This is a genomic window from Sphingomonas sp. PvP055, from assembly GCF_040546365.1.
Classification (GTDB): domain Bacteria; phylum Pseudomonadota; class Alphaproteobacteria; order Sphingomonadales; family Sphingomonadaceae; genus Sphingomonas; species Sphingomonas echinoides_A.
This window is the reverse complement of record NZ_JBEPNS010000001.1, coordinates 3,369,269-3,388,946: the sequence shown is the minus strand read 5'-3', so window position 1 is coordinate 3,388,946 and position 19,678 is coordinate 3,369,269. Positions and strand designations below refer to the sequence as shown.

The 19,678-nt window shown below is 62.7% G+C and carries 16 protein-coding genes; 12 read left to right on the top strand and 4 right to left on the bottom strand.

Translation table 11 applies throughout. The features are described 5' to 3' along the window. Positions 1 to 141 precede the first annotated feature (141 nt). The 10 genes from mdh to ABIC16_RS15975 all read left to right on the top strand — a co-directional run bounded on the left by mdh (position 142) and on the right by ABIC16_RS15975 (position 13,867). Complete coding sequence (gene mdh, locus ABIC16_RS16020; RefSeq protein ID WP_354291829.1) at positions 142 to 1,104, top strand: malate dehydrogenase; 963 nt, start codon at positions 142 to 144, stop codon at positions 1,102 to 1,104. 62 nt (positions 1,105 to 1,166) lie between these two features. Then, positions 1,167 to 2,051: a succinate--CoA ligase subunit alpha gene (gene sucD / locus ABIC16_RS16015; RefSeq protein ID WP_010218020.1), complete on the top strand. Its 885-nt coding sequence runs from the start codon at positions 1,167 to 1,169 to the stop codon at positions 2,049 to 2,051. Positions 2,052 to 2,154: 103 nt separating this feature from the next. Further along, positions 2,155 to 5,088, top strand: a complete 2,934-nt coding sequence (locus ABIC16_RS16010; RefSeq protein ID WP_354291828.1) for a 2-oxoglutarate dehydrogenase E1 component — start codon at positions 2,155 to 2,157, stop codon at positions 5,086 to 5,088. A gap of 133 nt (positions 5,089 to 5,221) precedes the next feature. Then, on the top strand, positions 5,222 to 6,478 hold the full coding sequence (odhB, locus tag ABIC16_RS16005) for a 2-oxoglutarate dehydrogenase complex dihydrolipoyllysine-residue succinyltransferase (protein WP_354291827.1): 1,257 nt from the start codon (positions 5,222 to 5,224) through the stop codon (positions 6,476 to 6,478). Between the two features lie 164 nt (positions 6,479 to 6,642). After that, positions 6,643 to 6,876 carry a GIY-YIG nuclease family protein gene (locus ABIC16_RS16000; RefSeq protein ID WP_354292354.1) on the top strand — a complete coding sequence of 78 codons (234 nt, stop codon included), beginning with the start codon at positions 6,643 to 6,645 and terminating at the stop codon, positions 6,874 to 6,876. A 98-nt stretch (positions 6,877 to 6,974) separates the two neighbouring features. Next, positions 6,975 to 8,372 (top strand): dihydrolipoyl dehydrogenase, encoded by a 1,398-nt coding sequence (gene lpdA, locus ABIC16_RS15995; RefSeq protein WP_354291826.1) that lies wholly within the window; start codon positions 6,975 to 6,977, stop codon positions 8,370 to 8,372. Between the two features lie 124 nt (positions 8,373 to 8,496). Then, entirely contained in the window at positions 8,497 to 8,781 is a 285-nt protein-coding gene (locus tag ABIC16_RS15990) for a hypothetical protein (protein ID WP_277967671.1), read from the top strand. Between the two features lie 115 nt (positions 8,782 to 8,896). Next, positions 8,897 to 11,326: a ligase-associated DNA damage response DEXH box helicase gene (locus ABIC16_RS15985; protein WP_354291825.1), complete on the top strand. Its 2,430-nt coding sequence runs from the start codon at positions 8,897 to 8,899 to the stop codon at positions 11,324 to 11,326. Positions 11,327 to 11,367: 41 nt separating this feature from the next. Continuing rightward, complete coding sequence (locus ABIC16_RS15980) at positions 11,368 to 12,366, top strand: aspartyl protease family protein (RefSeq protein ID WP_354291824.1); 999 nt, start codon at positions 11,368 to 11,370, stop codon at positions 12,364 to 12,366. A gap of 91 nt (positions 12,367 to 12,457) precedes the next feature. After that, on the top strand, positions 12,458 to 13,867 hold the full coding sequence (locus ABIC16_RS15975) for a M20/M25/M40 family metallo-hydrolase (RefSeq protein ID WP_354291823.1): 1,410 nt from the start codon (positions 12,458 to 12,460) through the stop codon (positions 13,865 to 13,867). A 35-nt stretch (positions 13,868 to 13,902) separates the two neighbouring features. On the opposite strand, the gene ABIC16_RS15970 is transcribed toward ABIC16_RS15975, so the two are convergent. Then, on the bottom strand, positions 13,903 to 14,160 hold the full coding sequence (locus ABIC16_RS15970) for a hypothetical protein (protein ID WP_354291822.1): 258 nt from the start codon (positions 14,158 to 14,160) through the stop codon (positions 13,903 to 13,905). Positions 14,161 to 14,392: 232 nt separating this feature from the next. Between ABIC16_RS15970 and ABIC16_RS15965 the strand changes: the two genes are divergently transcribed. Continuing rightward, positions 14,393 to 14,872 carry an ankyrin repeat domain-containing protein gene (locus tag ABIC16_RS15965; RefSeq protein ID WP_354292353.1) on the top strand — a complete coding sequence of 160 codons (480 nt, stop codon included), beginning with the start codon at positions 14,393 to 14,395 and terminating at the stop codon, positions 14,870 to 14,872. 354 nt (positions 14,873 to 15,226) lie between these two features. Then, positions 15,227 to 16,021 (top strand): DODA-type extradiol aromatic ring-opening family dioxygenase, encoded by a 795-nt coding sequence (locus tag ABIC16_RS15960; protein ID WP_354291821.1) that lies wholly within the window; start codon positions 15,227 to 15,229, stop codon positions 16,019 to 16,021. Positions 16,022 to 16,086: 65 nt separating this feature from the next. Here ABIC16_RS15960 and ABIC16_RS15955 read toward each other — a convergent pair whose 3' ends face one another. The 3 genes from ABIC16_RS15955 to ABIC16_RS15945 form a co-directional block, all read right to left on the bottom strand. Next, positions 16,087 to 16,452: a response regulator gene (locus tag ABIC16_RS15955; protein WP_354291820.1), complete on the bottom strand. Its 366-nt coding sequence runs from the start codon at positions 16,450 to 16,452 to the stop codon at positions 16,087 to 16,089. After that, entirely contained in the window at positions 16,436 to 18,586 is a 2,151-nt protein-coding gene (locus ABIC16_RS15950; RefSeq protein ID WP_354291819.1) for a PAS domain-containing protein, read from the bottom strand. The genes ABIC16_RS15955 and ABIC16_RS15950 overlap by 17 nt, the downstream gene beginning before the upstream one ends. Positions 18,587 to 18,812: 226 nt before the next feature. Further along, on the bottom strand, positions 18,813 to 19,601 hold the full coding sequence (locus ABIC16_RS15945; protein ID WP_354291818.1) for an acid phosphatase: 789 nt from the start codon (positions 19,599 to 19,601) through the stop codon (positions 18,813 to 18,815). Positions 19,602 to 19,678 lie beyond the last annotated feature (77 nt).

The window sequence follows — 19,678 nt, the reverse complement described above, 5'->3', positions numbered from 1 at the left end:
GAATTGCAATACTGTGGCAAATCCTTTGTCTCACGGGTTGCCCAAATGCGAAAACCCGCCTAAGGCGACGCCCGGCAGAGCTCGCCCGATCGCTCTTGAGTTATTAACGCCCTGGGCGGGCCTAAGCGAAAAGGATCCCGGATGGCTCGCAAGAAGATCGCGCTGATCGGCGCCGGCAACATTGGCGGCACGCTCGCCCATCTCGCAGCGCTCAAGGGCCTCGGAGATGTCGTGTTGTTCGACGTCGTCGAAGGCGTACCCCAGGGCAAGGCGCTCGACCTCAGCCAGTGCAGCCCCGTCGAAGGCTTCGACGCGACCATCACCGGCACCAACGATTACAAGGACATCGCAGGTGCGGACGTGATCATCGTCACCGCTGGCGTCGCGCGCAAGCCCGGCATGAGCCGCGATGATTTGCTCGGCATCAACCTGAAGGTCATGAAGGCGGTCGGCGAGGGCATCGCTGCCAACGCACCCGACGCGTTCGTCATCTGCATCACCAACCCGCTCGACGCGATGGTGTGGGCGCTGCGCGAATTCTCGGGGCTTCCGCACAACAAGGTTGTCGGCATGGCCGGCGTGCTCGATTCGGCCCGCTTCAGCCACTTCCTCGCCGACGAGTTCAAGGTCTCGGTCAAGGACGTCACCAGCTTCGTGCTTGGCGGGCACGGCGACACGATGGTCCCGGTCATCTCCTATTCGACCGTCTCGGGCATCCCGGTGCCCGACCTCGTCGCGATGGGCCGTTCGACCCAGGAAAAGATCGACGCGATCATCAAGCGCACCCGCGGCGGCGGCGGCGAGATCGTTGCGCTGCTCAAGACCGGCTCGGCTTATTACGCGCCTGCCACCAGCGGCATCGCGATGGCCGAAGCCTATCTGTACGACCAGAAGCGCGTCCTTCCGGCAGCGGCACACCTGACCGGCCAGTACGGCATCGAAAATCTCTATGTCGGTGTCCCGGTCGTGATCGGGGCGGGCGGCGTCGAGGAAGTCATTGAGATCAAGCTCGACGACGAAGCGAAGCAGAACCTCAGCGTGTCGGTCGATGCGGTCAAGGAACTCCTCGTCGCGTGCAAGGCGATCGACGGGTCGCTCAACTGATATTCTCTGCGGGGCGCGCGACAGCGCGATCCCCGCATTCTCTTAATTAGGAAGAGTGCTGCATGAGCATCCTCGTCGACAAGAACACCAAGGTTATCACCCAGGGCATGACCGGGGAAACCGGCAGCTTCCACACCAAGGCGGCGCTGGAATACGGCACCAAGATGGTCGGCGGCGTTACCCCGGGCAAGGGCGGCACGACTCACCTCGACCTGCCGGTGTATGACACCGTGGCCGAAGCCGTCGCGATGACCGGTGCGACCGCGTCCGTGATCTACGTTCCGCCCCCCTTCGCGGCGGATTCGATCCTTGAGGCGATCGACGCGCAGGTTCCGCTAATCGTCACGATCACCGAGGGTATCCCGGTGCTCGACATGGTTCGCGTCAAGCGCGCGCTGTCGGGGTCCAAGTCGCGCCTGATCGGCCCGAACTGCCCCGGCGTCCTGACCCCCGGCGAGTGCAAAATCGGCATCATGCCCGGCAGCATCTTCAAGCAGGGCTCGGTCGGCGTTGTCAGCCGTTCAGGCACGCTCACCTATGAGGCGGTGTTCCAGACGTCGAACGCTGGTCTCGGTCAGACGACCGCGGTCGGCATCGGTGGCGATCCGGTCAACGGCACGAACTTCATCGACGTGCTCGAGCTGTTCCTCGCGGACGACGCGACCAAGTCGATCATCATGATCGGCGAAATCGGCGGTTCCGCCGAGGAAGAGGCAGCGCAGTTCCTGATCGACGAGGCCAAGCGTGGCCGCAAGAAGCCGATGGCCGGCTTCATCGCGGGCCGTACGGCACCTCCGGGTCGTCGCATGGGCCATGCCGGGGCAATCGTCTCGGGCGGGCAGGGCGGCGCGGAAGACAAGATTGCGGCGATGGAGCGCGCAGGCATTCGTGTCTCCGCATCGCCGAGCGAACTGGGCACGACCTTGCTGGAAGTGCTCAAGGGTTAAAGGCACGTCGCCCCGGCGTCATGCCGGGGCCGCCGTGTCCAGTCGGGCGCGGCGGTGTCCCACTACTAAAGACCCCAATGTTCCGGGGTGACGAGGACTCGCTATGGGCTACGAGAACCAGGACTTCGGCGATATCGCAGGCGGCGTCAGCCCCGCGTTCATCGAGACGCTCTACGCGCGTTTCCGCACGTCCCCGGACAGCGTTGAGCCGGCCTGGCGTGGCTTTTTCGAAGGACTCGAGGGTTCGTCTTCGGGTCCGAGCTGGCAGTCGGCCAAGTGGCCGCTGTCGACCACGGACGATCTGACCGCCGCGCTCGACCCGACCCAGATGGAGCCCGCGCCCAAGCCCATGAAGGGCGGCGCCAAGCCTGCTCCGGCCGCGGCCCCTGCGGTCAGCCAGGACGACATCATCCGCGCGGCAGGCGACTCGATCCGCGCGATGCTGCTGATCCGCACGTACCGCGTGCGTGGCCATCTTGCCGCTAATCTCGACCCGCTTGGTCTTTCGCAGCGCGAGATGCCGGCCGACCTCAAGACCGAATATCACGGCTTCTCTGATAGCGACATCGATCGTCCGGTTTACCTCGGCGGCACGATGGGGCTGCAATGGGCGACCGTGCGCGAATTGATCGACACGCTGCGCGCCAATTATTGCGGCAACGTCGGCCTCGAATACATGCACATCGCCGACGTCGAGGAGCGCCGTTTCCTGCAAGACCGCATGGAAGGCAAGGACAAGGCGATCGAGTTCACCGACCTCGGCAAGAAGGCGATCCTCAACAAGGTGATCGAAGCCGAGCAGTGGGAACGCTTCTGCGGCAAGAAGTATGTCGGCACCAAGCGCTTCGGCCTCGACGGTGGCGAGAGCATGATCCCCGCGCTCGAATCGGTCATCAAATACGGTGGCTCGCTCGGCGTAAAGGAGATGGTCTTCGGCATGGCGCATCGCGGGCGTCTGAACGTCCTTACCAACGTGATGGCCAAGCCGTTCCGCATCATCTTCCACGAATTCGGCGGCGGTTCGGACAATCCCGATGACGTAGCGGGTTCGGGCGACGTGAAATATCACCTCGGCACTTCGACCGACCGCGAGTTCGACGGGATCAGCGTCCACATGTCGCTGGTCGCCAATCCGTCGCATCTGGAAGCGGAAGATCCGGTCGTGCTCGGCAAGACCCGCGCGATCCAGACGATCGCGAACGACCTGACCGAGCATAAGGCATCGCTCCCGGTGCTGATCCACGGCGACGCGGCGTTCGCGGGGCAGGGGATCGTATGGGAGACGCTCGGCTTCTCCGGTATCCGCGGGTATAACACCGGAGGCTGCGTCCACTTCATCATCAACAACCAGGTCGGCTTCACCACCAGTCCGCAATTCGCGCGCTCGTCGCCCTATCCGTCGGATGTCGCCAAGGGCGTCCAGGCGCCGATCTTCCACGTCAACGGCGACGACCCAGAAGCCGTCACCTTCGCTACCAAAATGGCGATGGAGTTCCGTCAAAAATTCCATCGCGACATCGTGATCGACATGTGGTGCTACCGCCGCTTCGGTCATAACGAAGGCGATGAGCCGGGCTTCACGCAGCCGCTCATGTACAAGGCGATCAAGGACCATCCGCCAGTCAGCGAGATCTACGGCAAGAAGCTGATCGAGCAGAAGGTCATCGATTCCGCGTGGATTGACGAGAACATCAAGCAGTACACCACGCTGCTCGAAGGCGAGTTCGAGGCGGGCGCGAGCTACAAGCCCAACAAGGCGGACTGGTTCGCCGGGCGCTGGTCGGGACTCCATGCGCCGGCCGATGCGGAGACCGCGCGTCGCAACGTCAATACGGGCATGGAGCAGAAGCTGTTCGACTCGCTTGGTCGTACGCTGACGACGATCCCCGAGGGACTGACCGTCCACAAGACGCTCAACCGCGTGCTCGATGCCAAGCGAGAGATGTTCAAGTCGGGTAAGAACTTCGACTGGGCGACCGGCGAGGCGCTGGCGTTCGGGTCGCTGCTGTCGGAAGGTTATGGCGTTCGTCTGTCCGGACAGGATTCGGGTCGTGGGACGTTCTCGCAGCGCCATGCCGTCTGGGTCGACCAGACCGACGAGCACAAATACCGCCCGCTCGAGACGATCCCGCACGGTCGCTTCGAGGTGCTCGACAGCCCCCTGAGCGAATATGGCGTGCTCGGCTTCGAATATGGCTACGCGCTGGCGGACCCCAAGACGCTGGTCATGTGGGAAGCGCAGTTCGGCGACTTCATGAACGGTGCGCAGATCATGATCGATCAGTTCATCGCGTCGGGCGAAGCCAAGTGGCTCCGCGCCAACGGTCTCGTCATGCTACTGCCGCACGGCTACGAAGGGCAGGGGCCAGAGCATAGTTCAGCGCGGATCGAGCGCTTCCTGCAGTTGTGCGCGCAGGACAACATGCAGGTCGCCAACTGCACGACCCCGGCCAACTATTTCCACCTGCTGCGCCGGCAAATGCATCGGTCGTTCCGCAAGCCGCTGATCGTCTTCACCCCCAAGTCGCTGTTGCGGCACAAGATGGCGGTGTCGCAGGTCGACGAGTTCCTCGGTGACAGCCACTTCAAGCGGTTGCTGAGCGATCCCTCCGCGCCGGCGGACGTCGAGGTCAAGCGGCTCGTCCTGTGTTCCGGTAAGGTCGCCTACGACCTGATCGAAGCGCGAGACGCAGCGGGCGATACCAACACCGCGATCGTACGGGTCGAGCAGCTCTATCCCTTCCCGGGCGAGCCGCTGGTCGAGCGGATGAAGCGGATGCCCAACCTCGAGACGGTGGTGTGGGCACAGGAAGAGCCGAAGAACAACGGCGCGTGGAGCTTCGTTGAGCCGTTCATCGAAGAGGTTCTGACGGAAGTCGGCGGTTCGGTGACGCGGGCGCGCTATGCGGGCCGTGCGGCTTCGGCTTCGCCCGCAACCGGATTGATGAAGCGGCACCAGACCGAGCAGGCGGCACTCGTCGCCGATGCGCTCGGACACAGCGTCCGCGAGGAAATCCGCCGCACGCGGAAAGTTTGATTCACCCTCACTGCTTCCCCGGCGCAGGCCGGGGCCCAGTAGTGAGGCATAAGGTAATTTCGCGCGGCGCTTGATCAGCGAGCGTTGCGCACCTGGGCCCCGGCCTTCGCCGGGGAAGATAAAAGAGGCGCATATGGCAACCGAAGTCACAGTACCGGTACTCGGCGAATCGATCACCGAGGCGACGCTCGGCGAATGGCTCAAGCAGCCTGGCGACAAGGTCGCAGCGGACGAGCCGATCGCCAGCCTCGAGACGGACAAGGTCTCGGTCGAGGTACCGTCGCCGGTCGCCGGGATCATGGGCGAACATGCGGTCAAGGTTGGTGACACCGTCCTGGTTGGCGCGATGCTCGCGACGATCGACGCAGGCGACGGTGCGGCTGCATCGATGCCTGCCGCCCAGCCGGCGGTCACTGCAACGTCAGACGCCGCTCCCGCTCCCGCCTCTGACTCTCCTGCCGCAGCCGCGGGCCAGCAGGCTCCGTCGTCGTCGAGCGATGGCCCCGCTGCGCTCAGCCCGTCGGTACGCCGCGCGGTGCTCGAGCATGGCGTCGACCCGTCGACGGTCAAGGGCACCGGCAAGGACGGCCGCCTGACAAAGGACGACGTCGCCGCCGCCGCCGCCTCGACCCCGGCCCCTGCCGCCGCGCCAGCGCCTGCCGCGGCTCCCGCACCCGCTGCAACGGGCGGCCGCAAGGAAGAGCGCGTGCGCATGACGCGCCTGCGTCAGACGATCGCCAAGCGCCTCAAGGAAGCGCAGAACACCGCCGCGATGCTCACGACGTTCAACGACGTCGACATGACCGCGGTGATCGCGGCGCGCGCGAAGTACAAGGACCTGTTCGAGAAGAAGCATGGCGTCCGGCTTGGCTTCATGGGCTTCTTCGTGAAGGCCGCCACCATGGCGCTGCGCGACATTCCCAGCGTCAACGCGTCGATCGACGGCGACGACATCGTCTATCACGATTACGCCGACATCTCGGTGGCGGTGTCGTCGCCGGGTGGCCTCGTCGTTCCGGTGATCCGCGATGCGGACCAGATGTCGGTCGCGCAGATCGAGAAGACGATCGGCGACTTCGGCAAGCGCGCTAAAGACGGCGCGCTCAAGATGGACGAGATGAAGGGCGGCACGTTCACCATCTCGAACGGCGGCGTGTTCGGCTCGCTGATGTCGACCCCGATCATCAATCCGCCGCAGTCGGCAGTGCTCGGCCTTCACCGTATCGACGAGCGGCCGGTGGTGGTCGACGGACAGATCGTGATCCGTCCGATGATGTACCTCGCGCTCAGCTACGATCACCGGTTGATCGATGGTCGCGAGGCTGTGACGTTCCTCGTCGCGCTCAAGAATGCTATCGAGGATCCGACGCGGATCTTGATCGACTTGTGATCTGACCGTTGTGCTCCCGCGCAGGCAGGAGCCCAGGGTTTCGAACGCTGTACTGCGTAACTCTGGGTTCCTGCCCTTGCAGGAACACGACGAAGGACAGGAGAGGTCATACGAAACCGGGCTGCGTCTATTTGATGGCAAGCCAGCGCAATGGGACGCTCTAACTGCGCGTCACCAGCAACTTGCTGGCCAGAGCCTACCAGCATCGCAACCGGTTGATCGACGGCTTCACCAAACAATACAATTGCACGCATCTTGTCTGGTACGACGCGTGTGACGATCTTGAGGCAGCGCGGTATCGCGGGCTTCAGATGAAGAAGTGGCAGCGGGCCTGGAAGATCGCGTTGATCGAACAGGACAATCCGCAGTGGAAGGATTTGTACGAGACGCTGTTCTGAAAATCCGTTCTCCTGCGAAAGCAGGAGTCCAAGGTTTCAAACGGTGCCCCGCGTAACTCTGGGTTCCTGCCTACGCAGGAACACAAGTGGAGCATAAAATGGCTGACTATGATTTCGACGTTCTGATCATCGGTGCCGGACCCGGCGGCTACGTCGCGGCGATCCGTGCGGCACAGCTCGGGCTGCGCACGGCGTGCGTCGAGAGCCGCGAGACGCTTGGCGGCACCTGCCTCAACGTCGGCTGCATCCCGTCCAAGGCGATGCTCCACGCGTCCGAATTCTACAACGACGCGAAGAACGGCATGATGGCCAAGCTCGGCGTCAAGATGGACAACGTCTCGCTCGACCTCGACACGATGCACGAGCAGCGCCGCGACGCGGTCAAGCAGCTGACCGCGGGCGTCGCCTTCCTGTTCAAGAAGAACAAGGTCGAATGGCTCAAGGGCCAGGCGAGCTTCACCGGCAAGGACAGCGTCGAAGTCGCGGGCAAGACCTACCGTGCCAAGAACATCGTGATCGCGACCGGATCGTCGGTCACCCCGTTGCCGGGCGTGACGGTCGACCAGAAGGTCGTCGTCGATTCGACCGGCGCGCTCGAACTGGCGAAGGTGCCCGAGCATATGGTCGTCATCGGTGGCGGTGTGATCGGGCTCGAGCTCGGTTCGGTATGGAAGCGGCTTGGCGCGCGCGTCACTTGCGTCGAATATCTCGATCAGATCCTCCCCGGCTTCGATGGCGAGATTCGCAAGGAATCGAACAAGATCTTCAAGAAGCAGGGGATCGAGTTCAAGCTGTCGACCAAGGTCACCGGCGTGACGGTCGAGGGCGAGAAGGCGACGATCACCGTCGAGCCCGCTGCGGGCGGCGCACCCGAGACGATCGAGGCGGATACCGTGCTCGTGTCGATCGGGCGGCGTCCCAACACCGATGGCCTCAACCTCGAAGCCGCGGGTCTCTCGACCAACGCGCGTGGGCAGGTCGAGACCGACCACCGCTTCCAGACGTCGGTCCCCGGCATCTGGGCGATCGGCGATGTCGTCCCCGGCCCGATGCTCGCGCACAAGGCCGAGGATGAGGGCATTGCGGTCGCCGAGAACATCGGGGGGCTCACAGGCATCGTCAATCACGATGTCATCCCGTCGGTCGTCTACACTTGGCCCGAGATCGCAGGCGTCGGCCTGACCGAAGAAGCCGCGCGCGAGAAGGTCGCTGAGATCAAAGTCGGGAAGTTCCCGATGGCTGCCAACAGCCGCGCCAAGACCAACCACGAGCCGGATGGCTTCGTGAAGGTGATTGCAGATGCCAAAACAGATCGCGTCCTCGGCGTGTGGGCGATCGCGAGTGTGGCGGGGACGATGATTGCCGAGGCCTGCACGGCAATGGAGTTCGGCGCGACCAGCGAAGACATCGCATATACGTGTCATGCCCATCCGACGCACGCCGAGGCTATGAAGGAGGCTGCGATGGCCGTACGCGGCAAGGCGATCCACGTCTGAAGCAGCCGCACGTCGGGGCAGATCGCGTCGCGCGGTCTGCGCCGATGCGGAAGCGGAACGATCTTTCGCGTTGCCGGTTCTCCCGTGCGTGCCGAGTTAAGGCATGTGTAACGGGGACTAGCCAATGAAGAATACGATGTTCGTCGCGCTTGCAGCGCTCTCACTCCCGCTGGCCGCGTGTGGCGGAAATGGCGATGGAAAGCTCGCCAAGCAGGTCGAAAAGGCAGCGGACAACCGCGCCGATGCGATGGAAGCACAGGCCGAAAACCTGGAGCAAGCCGCCAAGGCCGAGCGAGAGACTGCCGATGAGCGCGCAGACGCAATCCGCGCCGCCGACGTGAATGCCCAGGCAATGACCCCCGAACAACGTGGCGAAGTCATCGCAAACGAGGCCGCGGCGGTCCGTTGATTATCCGGCGCGCGACGCATTTTCGTCGCGCGCCGATTACCTCGGGGCGAGTGCCACAAAGGTTGCGTACCTCTGAGGCACAGGACGGCTGGTACCGTTCCGGTCGACGCCCCATATGACGCAAGTGCCACCACCAGCGTCGTCTCTTCCATCTGACCTGACCAACTGGTTCTCGGCCAAAGGCTGGGCGCCGCGTCGGCATCAACTCGATATGCTTGCAGTGGCGCGGAACGGCGAACATGGGTTGCTCGTCGCTACGACGGGCGCGGGTAAAACGCTCGCCGGTTTCCTGCCGACGCTCGCCGAGCTGATCGAGAGCCCAATCGAAGGGCTTCACACGCTCTACGTTTCCCCGCTCAAGGCCCTCGCGGTTGATATCCAGCGTAACCTGCTCGCGCCGGTTGAGGAAATGGGGCTGGATATCCGGATAGAGACGCGTACGGGCGATACCCCCAGCGACCGCAAGGCGCGGCAGCGCATTCGCCCTCCGCAAATCCTGCTGACCACGCCTGAATCGCTCAGCCTGTTGCTTAGCTACCCCGATGCAGCGACTATGTTTGCCGGGTTGAAGACGATTGTCGTCGACGAGGTCCATGCTTTTGCAACCGGAAAGCGCGGCGACCTGCTCTCTCTGGGAATGGCACGGCTGCAGGCGATCGCCCCCGGTTTGCGTCGTGTCGCGCTGTCCGCGACGGTTGCAGACCCTGACGGCTACCGCGCGTGGCTCGCCCCCGATGGCGACATCGATACGGTGACGCTGGTGCAGGGCGATCCCGGTGCGCCGCCGAACATCGCAATCCTGCTGCCCGAGGGCCGCATTCCCTGGTCGGGCCATTCGGGGCGTTACGCCGCCGAACAGGTGATCGCTGAAATCGAGACGCACAAGACCACGATTGTCTTCTGCAATACCCGCGCCCTTGCCGAATTGATTTTCCAGGATTTGTGGAAGGCCAATGCGATGAACCTGCCGCTTGGTGTCCATCACGGTTCGCTCAGTTTGGAGGCACGCCGCAAAGTCGAAGGCGCGATGGCGGACGGAAAGCTCCGCGGATTGGTCGCGACCGCGAGCCTGGATCTTGGCGTAGATTGGGGCGATGTCGATTGTGTGATCCAGATGGGGGCGCCCAAGGGATCGTCGCGGTTGTTGCAACGGATTGGCCGTTCCAACCACAGGCTGGACGAATCTTCGGAGGCAATCGTCGTCCCTGGCAATCGCTTCGAATATCTGGAGGCGCGCGCCGCACTGGATGCGGTGGAAGCTGGTGAGCTTGACGCTGACGTCTTTCGCATGGGTGCGCTCGACGTCCTCGCGCAGCATGTGATGGCGTGTGCCTGCGCCGCACCGTTTGATCAGGCGGTGCTGCTCGACGAGATCCGGTCCGCGCTGCCCTATTCCGCGCTGACCGCGGAGACGTTCGACCAAGTGCTGCACTTCGTTCGCGACGGGGGATATGCGCTTCAGGCCTACGACAAGTTCAAGCGGCTGACCCAGGACACGGACGGGATGTGGAGAATCACGCATCCCAAATTCATCGCGCAACATCGGCTCAACGCCGGGATCATCGTCGAGGCGACGATGCTCAGCGTTCGCTTCAAGAACGGGCGTACGCTCGGGCGAGTCGAAGAGGCGTTCGCCGCGACGATGAGTCCCGGCGACACCTTTTTCTTCGCTGGGATGAGCCTGGAAGTCGAACGGATCGATACCGAGGATCTGGTCGTCCGCGCCACCGCCCGGCCTGCGCGGATTCCGAGCTACGGCGGGTCGCGAATGCCGCTGTCGACCAACCTGGCGGATCGGGTGCGCGGGTTCCTCGCCGACCCGTCCGAATGGGCGCGCTTTCCTGATGACGTACGCGAATGGCTGGAGGTGCAGCAGGCCCGTTCGATCCTGCCAAGCCCGGGCCAGTTGCTGGTCGAGACGTTCCCGCGCGAGGGGCGCCACTACATGGTCGCCTACAGTTTCGAGGGGTGGAACGCACACCAGTCGCTCGGCATGCTGGTCACGCGGCGCATGGAAACGCAGGGGCTGCGGCCGATCGGCTTCGTTTCCAACGACTATGCGCTCGCCTGTTTCGGACTCGACCCCATTCCTGATCCGCGCGCGCTGTTCTCGCCCGATATTCTGGAGGACGAGTTCGTCGACTGGGTGCAGCAATCCGCGCTGCTCAAACGTGCGTTCCGTGAAGTCGCGGTGATTGGCGGGCTGGTCGAGCGCCAAATCCCGGGGAAACGCAAGACCGGCCGGCAAGTTACATTCTCCACCGACCTGATCTACGACGTGCTGCGAAAGTACGAGCCGGCGCATATCCTGCTGCAAGCGGCATGGGCGGATGCGCGTGCTCGCATGACTGATGTCGGGCGGCTCGCCAATCTGCTCGACCGTGCGGCGGATACGATGCTGCACGTCGATCTGCCGCGCATTTCACCGCTAGCGGTCCCGGTGCTGACGCTGATCGGGCGGGAGAAAGTCGCGCAGGGAATGTCTGACGATGCCTTGTTGGAGGAAGCCGAAGTGCTCGTGGCGGAAGCCATGCGGGTCGACTGACGTTGCTTGTTCAGAAGGCGGAACGAGCGTAGCTTGCAGGAATGTTTCTGGCGTTGCTTCTTGCCGCTCCGGTGGTCGCCTTGCTCGGCTCCATCCAGACCGTAGTGCAGCCCCTGCCGCAGGAAACCACCCAACCGAAAACACCGGTACAACCCCAGACCGAAGACCAGCCAACGGAGCAGCACGCGTTGGCGGAAGAGCTTGGTTTCGGGATCGACCAGACGCGCATGACGGTGCCGGTCGAGATCGGCGACGACGGCCCGTTTCCGTTCATCGTCGACACCGGGTCGGAGCGGACCGTGCTGTCGCAGGAACTGGCGACGCGATTGCAGCTGTCGCCGGGGCCACGGGTTCGCGTAACCGCGATGGCGGGAACGGTTCCCGTTGGGACTGTATTGGTCCCGATGATCGTCGTGGGATCGCCCAAGGTGGGAGCGCATCTTACGGGATCCCGCATCGAGGCGCCGGTGTTGTTCGAACGCCATCTGGGGGCGTCCGGACTCGTCGGTATTGATACGTTGCAAGGGAAATCGATTCAGATCGATTTCGCGCGCAACGTAATGACCGTAACCCCGGCAACGCGCCGAACCCGGCTCGAGCGTTTTGGTCGCGACGACATTGTCATTCGCGCCAAGAACCTGTTCGGTCAGCTCGTCGTCACTGATGCACGCTATGGTGGACAGAGAATCCGCGTGGTGATCGATACAGGGGCGGTCGTCAGCATGGGGAATATCGCGCTCCAGCGGCTCGTCGCCAAGAGCAGCGGTCCGATGACCTCGGTAAGTCTGCTTAGCGTGACCGGAGCCACGCTGCAGGCGCAATACAGCATCGTGACGGGGGTAAAGATCGGCGAGATCGAATTGGCGAACCTGCCGATCGCCTTTTCGGACGCCGCCCCGTTCACGCGGCTTGGCTTGGCGGACCGGCCCGCCTTGCTTCTCGGGATGGATGCATTGCAGTTGTTCGGACAAGTCCGGATCGACTTCGTCAACCGTGAACTCCATCTTGCACGCCCGAAAAAGGCGCCTGCACGGTTATGACCGAGCCAGGCGTGACAGCGCCGTTCATCGCACCCCGTTGCGTTCCCCGCTCAGGGCGTTAGCCTCGCTAGATCAGCAGGCAGGGGGCAACATGCGCGCGACTACTTTGGCGATCCTTCTCGGTACGACGGCAGCGGTGGCCGGGTTCCCCTCCGCAGCAACGGCGCAGGACAGGCCGGACCAGAAGGCCTTCTTTGAGATCTACAAGGAACTGGTCGAAACCAACACCACGCTTTCCGTCGGGAGCTGCACGCAAGCCGCTGCGCAAATCGGTGCGCGCCTGAAGGCGGCGGGCTATGCTGACAGCGACATCACCTATTTTTCGGTGCCCGATCATCCCAAGGAAGGTGGCCTCGTCGCCGTACTGAAGGGCAGCAATGCGCGCATGAAGCCAATGCTGCTGCTCGCGCATCTCGACGTGGTCGAGGCCAAGCGGGAGGATTGGACGCGCGATCCGTTCAAGCTGGTCGAGGACGGCGGCTATTATTACGCGCGCGGCAGCACCGACGACAAAGCGCAGGCGGCGATCTGGTCGGACGCGATGATCCGCTTCAAGACGGGCGGCTATCACCCCAAGCGCACGATCAAGCTCGCGCTGACCTGTGGCGAGGAGACGACCTTCGCGTTCAACGGCGCAGAGTGGCTGGCGAAAAACAAGCCCGACCTCATCGCTGCGGAATTCGCGCTCAACGAAGGCGGTGGCGGATTGCTGACCGAACAGGGCGAACGCAAGACGTTGTTTCTCCAAGTGGGCGAGAAGGCCGCGCAGAACTTTACGCTGCTCGCCACCAACCCCGGCGGGCACAGCTCTCAGCCGACCCCCGATAACGCAATCTACCAATTGTCCGACGCGTTGAAGGCGGTGCAAGGGTATGAGTTCCCGATCCGCTTCACCGACACGACCCGCGCCTTCTTCGCCGGAAATGCGGCGGCACAGCCCGGACCAATGGGTGATGCGATCAAGCGGCTGCTAGCCGATCCAACCGATACTGCGGCGGATGCGGTGGTGAGCGCGAACAAGACCTTCCATTCGGTCCTGCGCACCACCTGCGTTGCGACGCTGGTCAACGCCGGCCATGCCGAGAACGCGCTGCCGCAGCGCGCGATCGCCAACGTCAATTGCCGCATCTTTCCCGGCGAAACCGTCGATGCAACGCTGGCGAAGCTGAAGGAACTGGCGGGAGACAAGGTGACGGTCACTGCCAACCAGCCAATTCGCCCGACCGCGGTTCCGCCGACGCTCGATCCCAAGATCCTGGGACCTGCGAAGACCGTTGCGGCGAAGCATTTCCCCGGCGTCCCGATCCTGCCGATGATGTCGACCGGCGCGACCGATGGTGTGTTTCTAGAGGCAGTAGGGATCCCGGTGTACGGCGTGCCGGGGATGTTTATCGCGTCGGACATCAACCGCGCACACGGTCTCAACGAGCGGATGAACGTCAAGTCGCTGTATGACGGGCGCGATTACCTGTTTGATGTGGTCAAGGCGTACGCGGGGTAGGGCCAGCCAACGGGGCGCTGGCATGCCAGGACGCGTTAGAGCCCCGCGCTGTCCAACGCGGCAGCGAGTTCATCACTCATGCCGTCGTCCTGCTTGGGCGAAAGCCGGTTCAGCACCGTTTGCACGCGCTTCTGGGCGACTTGCAGTGTTTTGTGCCGGACTTCGCGCGTCTGGTTGGTCCGCCACGACGGGCTTTCCCCAAGCAGCGCCGCCCATTTGGCTTCCTCTGCGGCGAGGATGGCGATCGCCAGTCTAAGCCCGTCACGGCGTCCGTGGTCGTAATCGTTGGACATACGCACATCCCTGCGAGCGAAGCCGGTCTGATGCGGAACGGCGGTGCCTCGTGGCTTATGATGGCGACGCGGTTCGGTCAAAGCCGTGTGTCCGTTTTGCCCGGGCATTGTGTTCGATCGTGGGAGCCTGTTTCGTTGCGAAATCGTTGGTGTGGATCAGCCTTGTTAGGAACTTCCTGTGTCAGACGCACAAATCATGACCGACCAGCCACCGTTGCCGTCGCCGGAGCGGTTGCAGGACCTGTTGCATCAGGCCGCACGCTTGGGACGGGACGACGTCCTTCCCGCGCTGCTTCAGGCTGGGGCAGATGCTGAAGCGCGCGACGCAAAAGGATATACGCCTCTGATCCTGGCCAGTTACAACGGCCACGAAGGCGCGACCGCGGTGTTGTTGGCGCATGGCGCGGATACCGCTGCCGGGGATGGTGCTCGGGGGAATACCGCGCTGATGGGCGTCGCCTTCAAAGGCTATGCTAATATCGCGCGTCTGTTGCTGGATGCCGGTGCAGACGCGAACCAGCGCAATCTCGCGGGTCAAACCGCGCTGATGAACGCGGTAATGTTCGGGCACAGTGCGATCGTCGAGATGTTGCTCGCCGCGGGTGCTGAAACCGCGGTGATCGACGTCGCGGGGAACAGCCCGGCGAGTATCGCGGCCGGACAGGCCAACACTGCAATGGCGGATCTGCTCGACCGTGCGACCAGTCGATAAAGAGTGAGCCCCCTTTTTGGGCGGGGCGTCCTGGATTTCGATCGGGATCAGCTGTCCGCCAGTGATGGGTGCCGCGACGAGATGTTCCGGCATTCGGCACGATCCGACGCCAGCAAGCCGGAAGTCGAACTGTCGGTTGAAAATCACAAAGCCACACACGCACGCGCGGCTTCAGGTCACCCGGTCCTGCGGAGCGTTTCAAAGCTGCGAGAGGATCACAGGGGAGCGATCGGGACGAGCGTGCGAACCTGTTAAGGGCTCGACCCGGCCAATCATTACCGAACATCTCCGACGACGGAGACGATCATGATTTGACCACTCCTGCAATGCGGTCGCGACGCCTATATCAAGACGATGCAACCGACGTTCTTCATCAACCACGGTGGTGGTCCGTGCTTTTTCCTCGATCCCGGTCCGATGCGGGAAGCATGGGCGGAGCTAGAGGAATATCTCCGTGATTTTGCTACAGCACTCACCGAGCAGCCCAGCGCGATCCTCGTCATTTCAGGTCATTGGGAAGAAGCGCGAGCGACAGTCAACGCCGCCGCTGCGCCGCCTTTACTGTTCGACTATGGCGGCTTTCCCGACCACACCTACCGGCTGACATGGCCCGCCCCCGGGAGTCCGGAGGTGGCAAATTGGGTGCGTGGCCTGCTCGGTCTTGCCGGTATCGAGAGCGGTGCAGACACGGTGCGCGGTTGGGACCATGGTGTCTTCGTACCGCTCAAGGTCATGTTCCCTGAAGCCAACGTTCCAACGGTCCAATTGTCGCTCACACGTGGGCTGGATCCCGCAGCCCATCTCGCCATCGGTCGCGCGCTTAAGCCGCTGCGAGAAGAGGGCGTACTGATCCTCGGCAGCGGCCAGAGCTACCACAACATGAGCGGCTTCATGGGCGGTAGCCGACCAGCTGAGCCGGATGCCGAGGCATTCGACGCATGGCTCCGTGAAGCGATGGTGGACGGCAACACGCGGGACCGTTCGTTGATTGCCTGGGAACAGGCTCCCGGCGCTCGTCATGCGCAGCCACGGGAAGATCACTTGCTGCCGCTGATGGTGGCGGCGGGTGCTGCGTCCGGAGAGCCCGGCCGGACCGACTTTCACGGACATGCCCTCGGAAAGCCGATCTCCGGCTTTCGTTTCGGATAATCATCTCCCCAACGAAAAAGGGACGCGCGCCGACGTTGCCCCGGTAAAGTGGAACGCTTGTGGATCTATTCTTCCGCTCGCTTCAGCATGCTCGCAACCTTTGACGACAGCGCCTCGAGGGTGAAAGGTTTCGTGAGCAATTCCATGCCGTGTTCCAGATGGCCATTGCCGACCGCAGCATTCTCAGCGAACCCGGTGATGAACAGCACCTTCAGCCCGGGCCGCAATCGCCGCGCTTCGTCCGCGACCTGACGACCGTTCATGCCGTTGGGAAGGCCAACATCGGTGATGAGTAGGTCAATGTGAGCGCCCGACTGTAGGACCTTGATACCGGCGGCACCGTCGGCTGCGCCAATGACCGTGTAGCCGAGCTCATCCAGCACCTCGTCGATCAGATGTCGGATCGTTGCCTCGTCATCGACCACGAGCACCGTCTGGCCCCATTGTTCCGTCGACAAGTACACCTTCGGTATCGGTGCCGTCGGATTCCGCCTGGCCGTGATAGCGCGGGAGGTAGATGCACACCGTCGTTCCATGGTCGATTTCGGAATAGATGCGAACCTGTCCTCCGGACTGACGCGCGAAACCATAGATCATCGATAGGCCTAGGCCGGTCCCCTGGCCAATGGGTTTTGTGGTGAAGAACGGCTCGAAAGCGCGCCCGATTGTTTCTGCGCTCATGCCTGTGCCCGTATCGGTCACGCACACGGAGATATACTGTCCCGGAGGCAGATCCCGCTCGCGACTGGTGCGATCATCGATCCACTTATTCGCAGTCTCGATCGTGAGTGTTCCGCCATGCGGCATCGCATCGCGTCCATTGATACACAGGTTCAGAATGGCGTTTTCGAGCTGACCGGCATCAATTTCGGCAGTCCATAGACCGGCTGCGCCGACGATCTCGATGTCCGTGGTCGCCCCAACCGTGCGTTGGAGCATCTCCTCCAGACCGAAGATCAACTTGTTCACATCGGTGGGCTTCGGATCGAGCGTCTGCCGACGCGAAAAGGCGAGCAATCGTTGCGTCAGCGAGGCAGCGCGCCGGCCCGCACCTTGGGCTGCATTCACAAAGCGGTCTAGATCATCGTGCCGACCACGGGCAACACGAAGTTGCAGAAGTTCGAGGTTCCCCATCATGCCAGTCAGCAAGTTGTTAAAGTCATGCGCCAAACCGCCGGTCAACTGGCCGACGGCCTCCATCTTTTGTGCTTGGCGGAGGGCCTGATGGGTTTCGGCAAGCTCTGCCTCGGCCCGCAGTCGAACAGAGATGTCGCGGGCATAGTGAAATGCGCCGACGACCTGGTTACTGGCGTCCCGCAACGGCGAGTAGGAGACTTCCCAAACAGGCTTGGCGAGGTCAGGATTTCCAAAGGCTTCGCTGATGGTATAGCTTTCCCCGGTAAGAGCACGTTCCATGAAGGCCCGCATTATCGGTGCCTGGTCCGGTGGGAACAGATCGGGGAATACCTCCCCCAACTGAACTTCATGATGGAAGATCCGAAAGATTTCGTCGCTGTGCGCCTTATTGAAGGCGATCAACCGGCATTCGGTATCGAACGCGCAAATCGGATCGTTGCTGGCCTCAATGATGTCTTGGGACAGTTGAAGCTGCGCTGTTCGACTCGCCACCTCCTGCTCGAGTGTTTCGTTGAGCGCTCTTAGCGCTTCTTCTGCGCGGCGGCGCGCAGAGATGTCGTTGAACAGAATTGCGATCCGCCCCTCACCCGCTTCTCCGATGCGAAAGGCGTACACGTCGAACCAGCGTCCGAGGGCCTGCGAACCCTGTTCGAAACGGATCGGCTCACCGGTAGAGGCCACACGGCCGTAGATGTCGAACCAGTGCTCCTCGAGCTCGGGTACAGCCTTTCGCAACCAGGTTTCTCGGATCGTCTCGTCGAAGCCGGTCTGTCGGAAGAAGGCGGGGTTTGCGTCGGTGATACGGTAATCCGTTAGACCATCCGCGTTCCGCTGGGTGACTTCAGCCACACAGAAGCCGGATTCGATGGAATCGAACAGCGTGCGGTAACGCGCCTCACTTTCGCAGGCCGCATTATACTGGCGCTCCCGATCGAGCACGGCCCGCCGGAGGTTGAGCTGCGCCATGACCTGTCGGGACAGAATTTGGAGCGTATCCAGCTGAAGCTGAGTCAGGTCCCGTGGACGAAAATCAAGGACACATAGCGTTCCGATCGGGACGCCTTCCTCGCTCTTGAGAAGAACCCCTGCGTAAAATCGGATGTGTGGCTCACCGATGACGAGCGGGTTGCAGGCGAACCGGGGGTCTTGCGCCGCGTCCTGAACGAGCAGGAAGTCTTCTTCCAGAATGGCTTTGGCGCAGAACGAGCTTTCAAACGGAGTCTCGCGGACGCCAAGACCCACCTCCGCCATGAAGAACTGTCGATCGGCGGCAATCAGATTGACGACGGCGATCGGCGTATCGCACAGCTTGGCAGTGAGCTCCGCAAGCTCATCGAACGACTGATCGCGCGGCGCATCCAGCACCGCATAGCAAGTCAGGGCGGCAACCCGCTGCGCCGTCCGCTCGTCAGCCACTTCCGCCGTCATCGTGGTCCCAATTCCGTTCTCTATGCCATGTGACAGATTACGGGGTTAGCGCCAGAGTAGAGAAGGCGTAACACTCATCTTTTCGCGCGCGATCGACGCGCGGTGATACGGCACGATGCTACCGCGGTGTGAACTGCCGACCGACGTTTCGCAGGTCGGTAATCGCAATTGGTGGCGAGGGTTTTTTACCAATAGAATCGCCAGCGGGCGAAGTTTCAGTAGCTCGTCAGTAGAGGCGCTGGGCAACCAGTTTCGCTTCACGCGTGCAAGCCGGAGTGTCGTGTTTTGCTGCGCCTGCGGCCTTCAGAAGTGCTGCAACCTCGTGCTTGGACGCTGTGAGATCGGCGGCGAAGGCGGGCTCGCCCTGCATAGCCGTCAATGTCGACGAGGCCGAAAGACGCGCTGCTTCGACCGCGCTGGCATTGTGGACACCGCACACGACCCGACTTTCGCCGTAAGCCCGGCCGCGCGCTAGCAGCGCGGTTGCGCGGTCCGGTGCGACCTGCGCCAGCAACGTCGCCATGGTCCAGCCCGCCGTCGCATGGCCGGATGGATAATCATAACTATCCGCCACTTCCGCCGCGGGCTGGCAGATCGGCCCGCTGTCGATCTGGAATGGGCGCTGTCGCTTGTAATATGTCTTTGCAGTGCCTGTCTGGCGTCCCGTATCGAACATGGCGCGCCGAAGCAGCGCGGCGGTTCGCGGGGCGTTTTCGGGTGTCAGCGTGATGCCAAGTGCGCAACTGAAGTCAAAGAACAGGTCAGACGGGGCGGACTTGACGTCGTTTACCGCCATCTCCCAACGAGGACTGCCCTGAAGCGCGCGGGTCGCCTTGAAGGTCGCGCGATCGGCGATACCCCGGGGATCGGTCGGCGTCGGGGCAGGTGGTAGGACAGCCAGCACGTCGAACGCGCCCGGCCTCAAATAACCCCCCGGCCCGAGCGACTGTTGTGCGCCGGCAATGGCGCCAGCACTTGCGAGGATGGCGGCGATGAGTAGCGGCAAATGAGTCACGGAGTGTCGATCCTCAAGGCTTGGGTCATCGAAAGGGTAAGGATACTCTTGCCGATCGCATACCGATGATGGCCTGC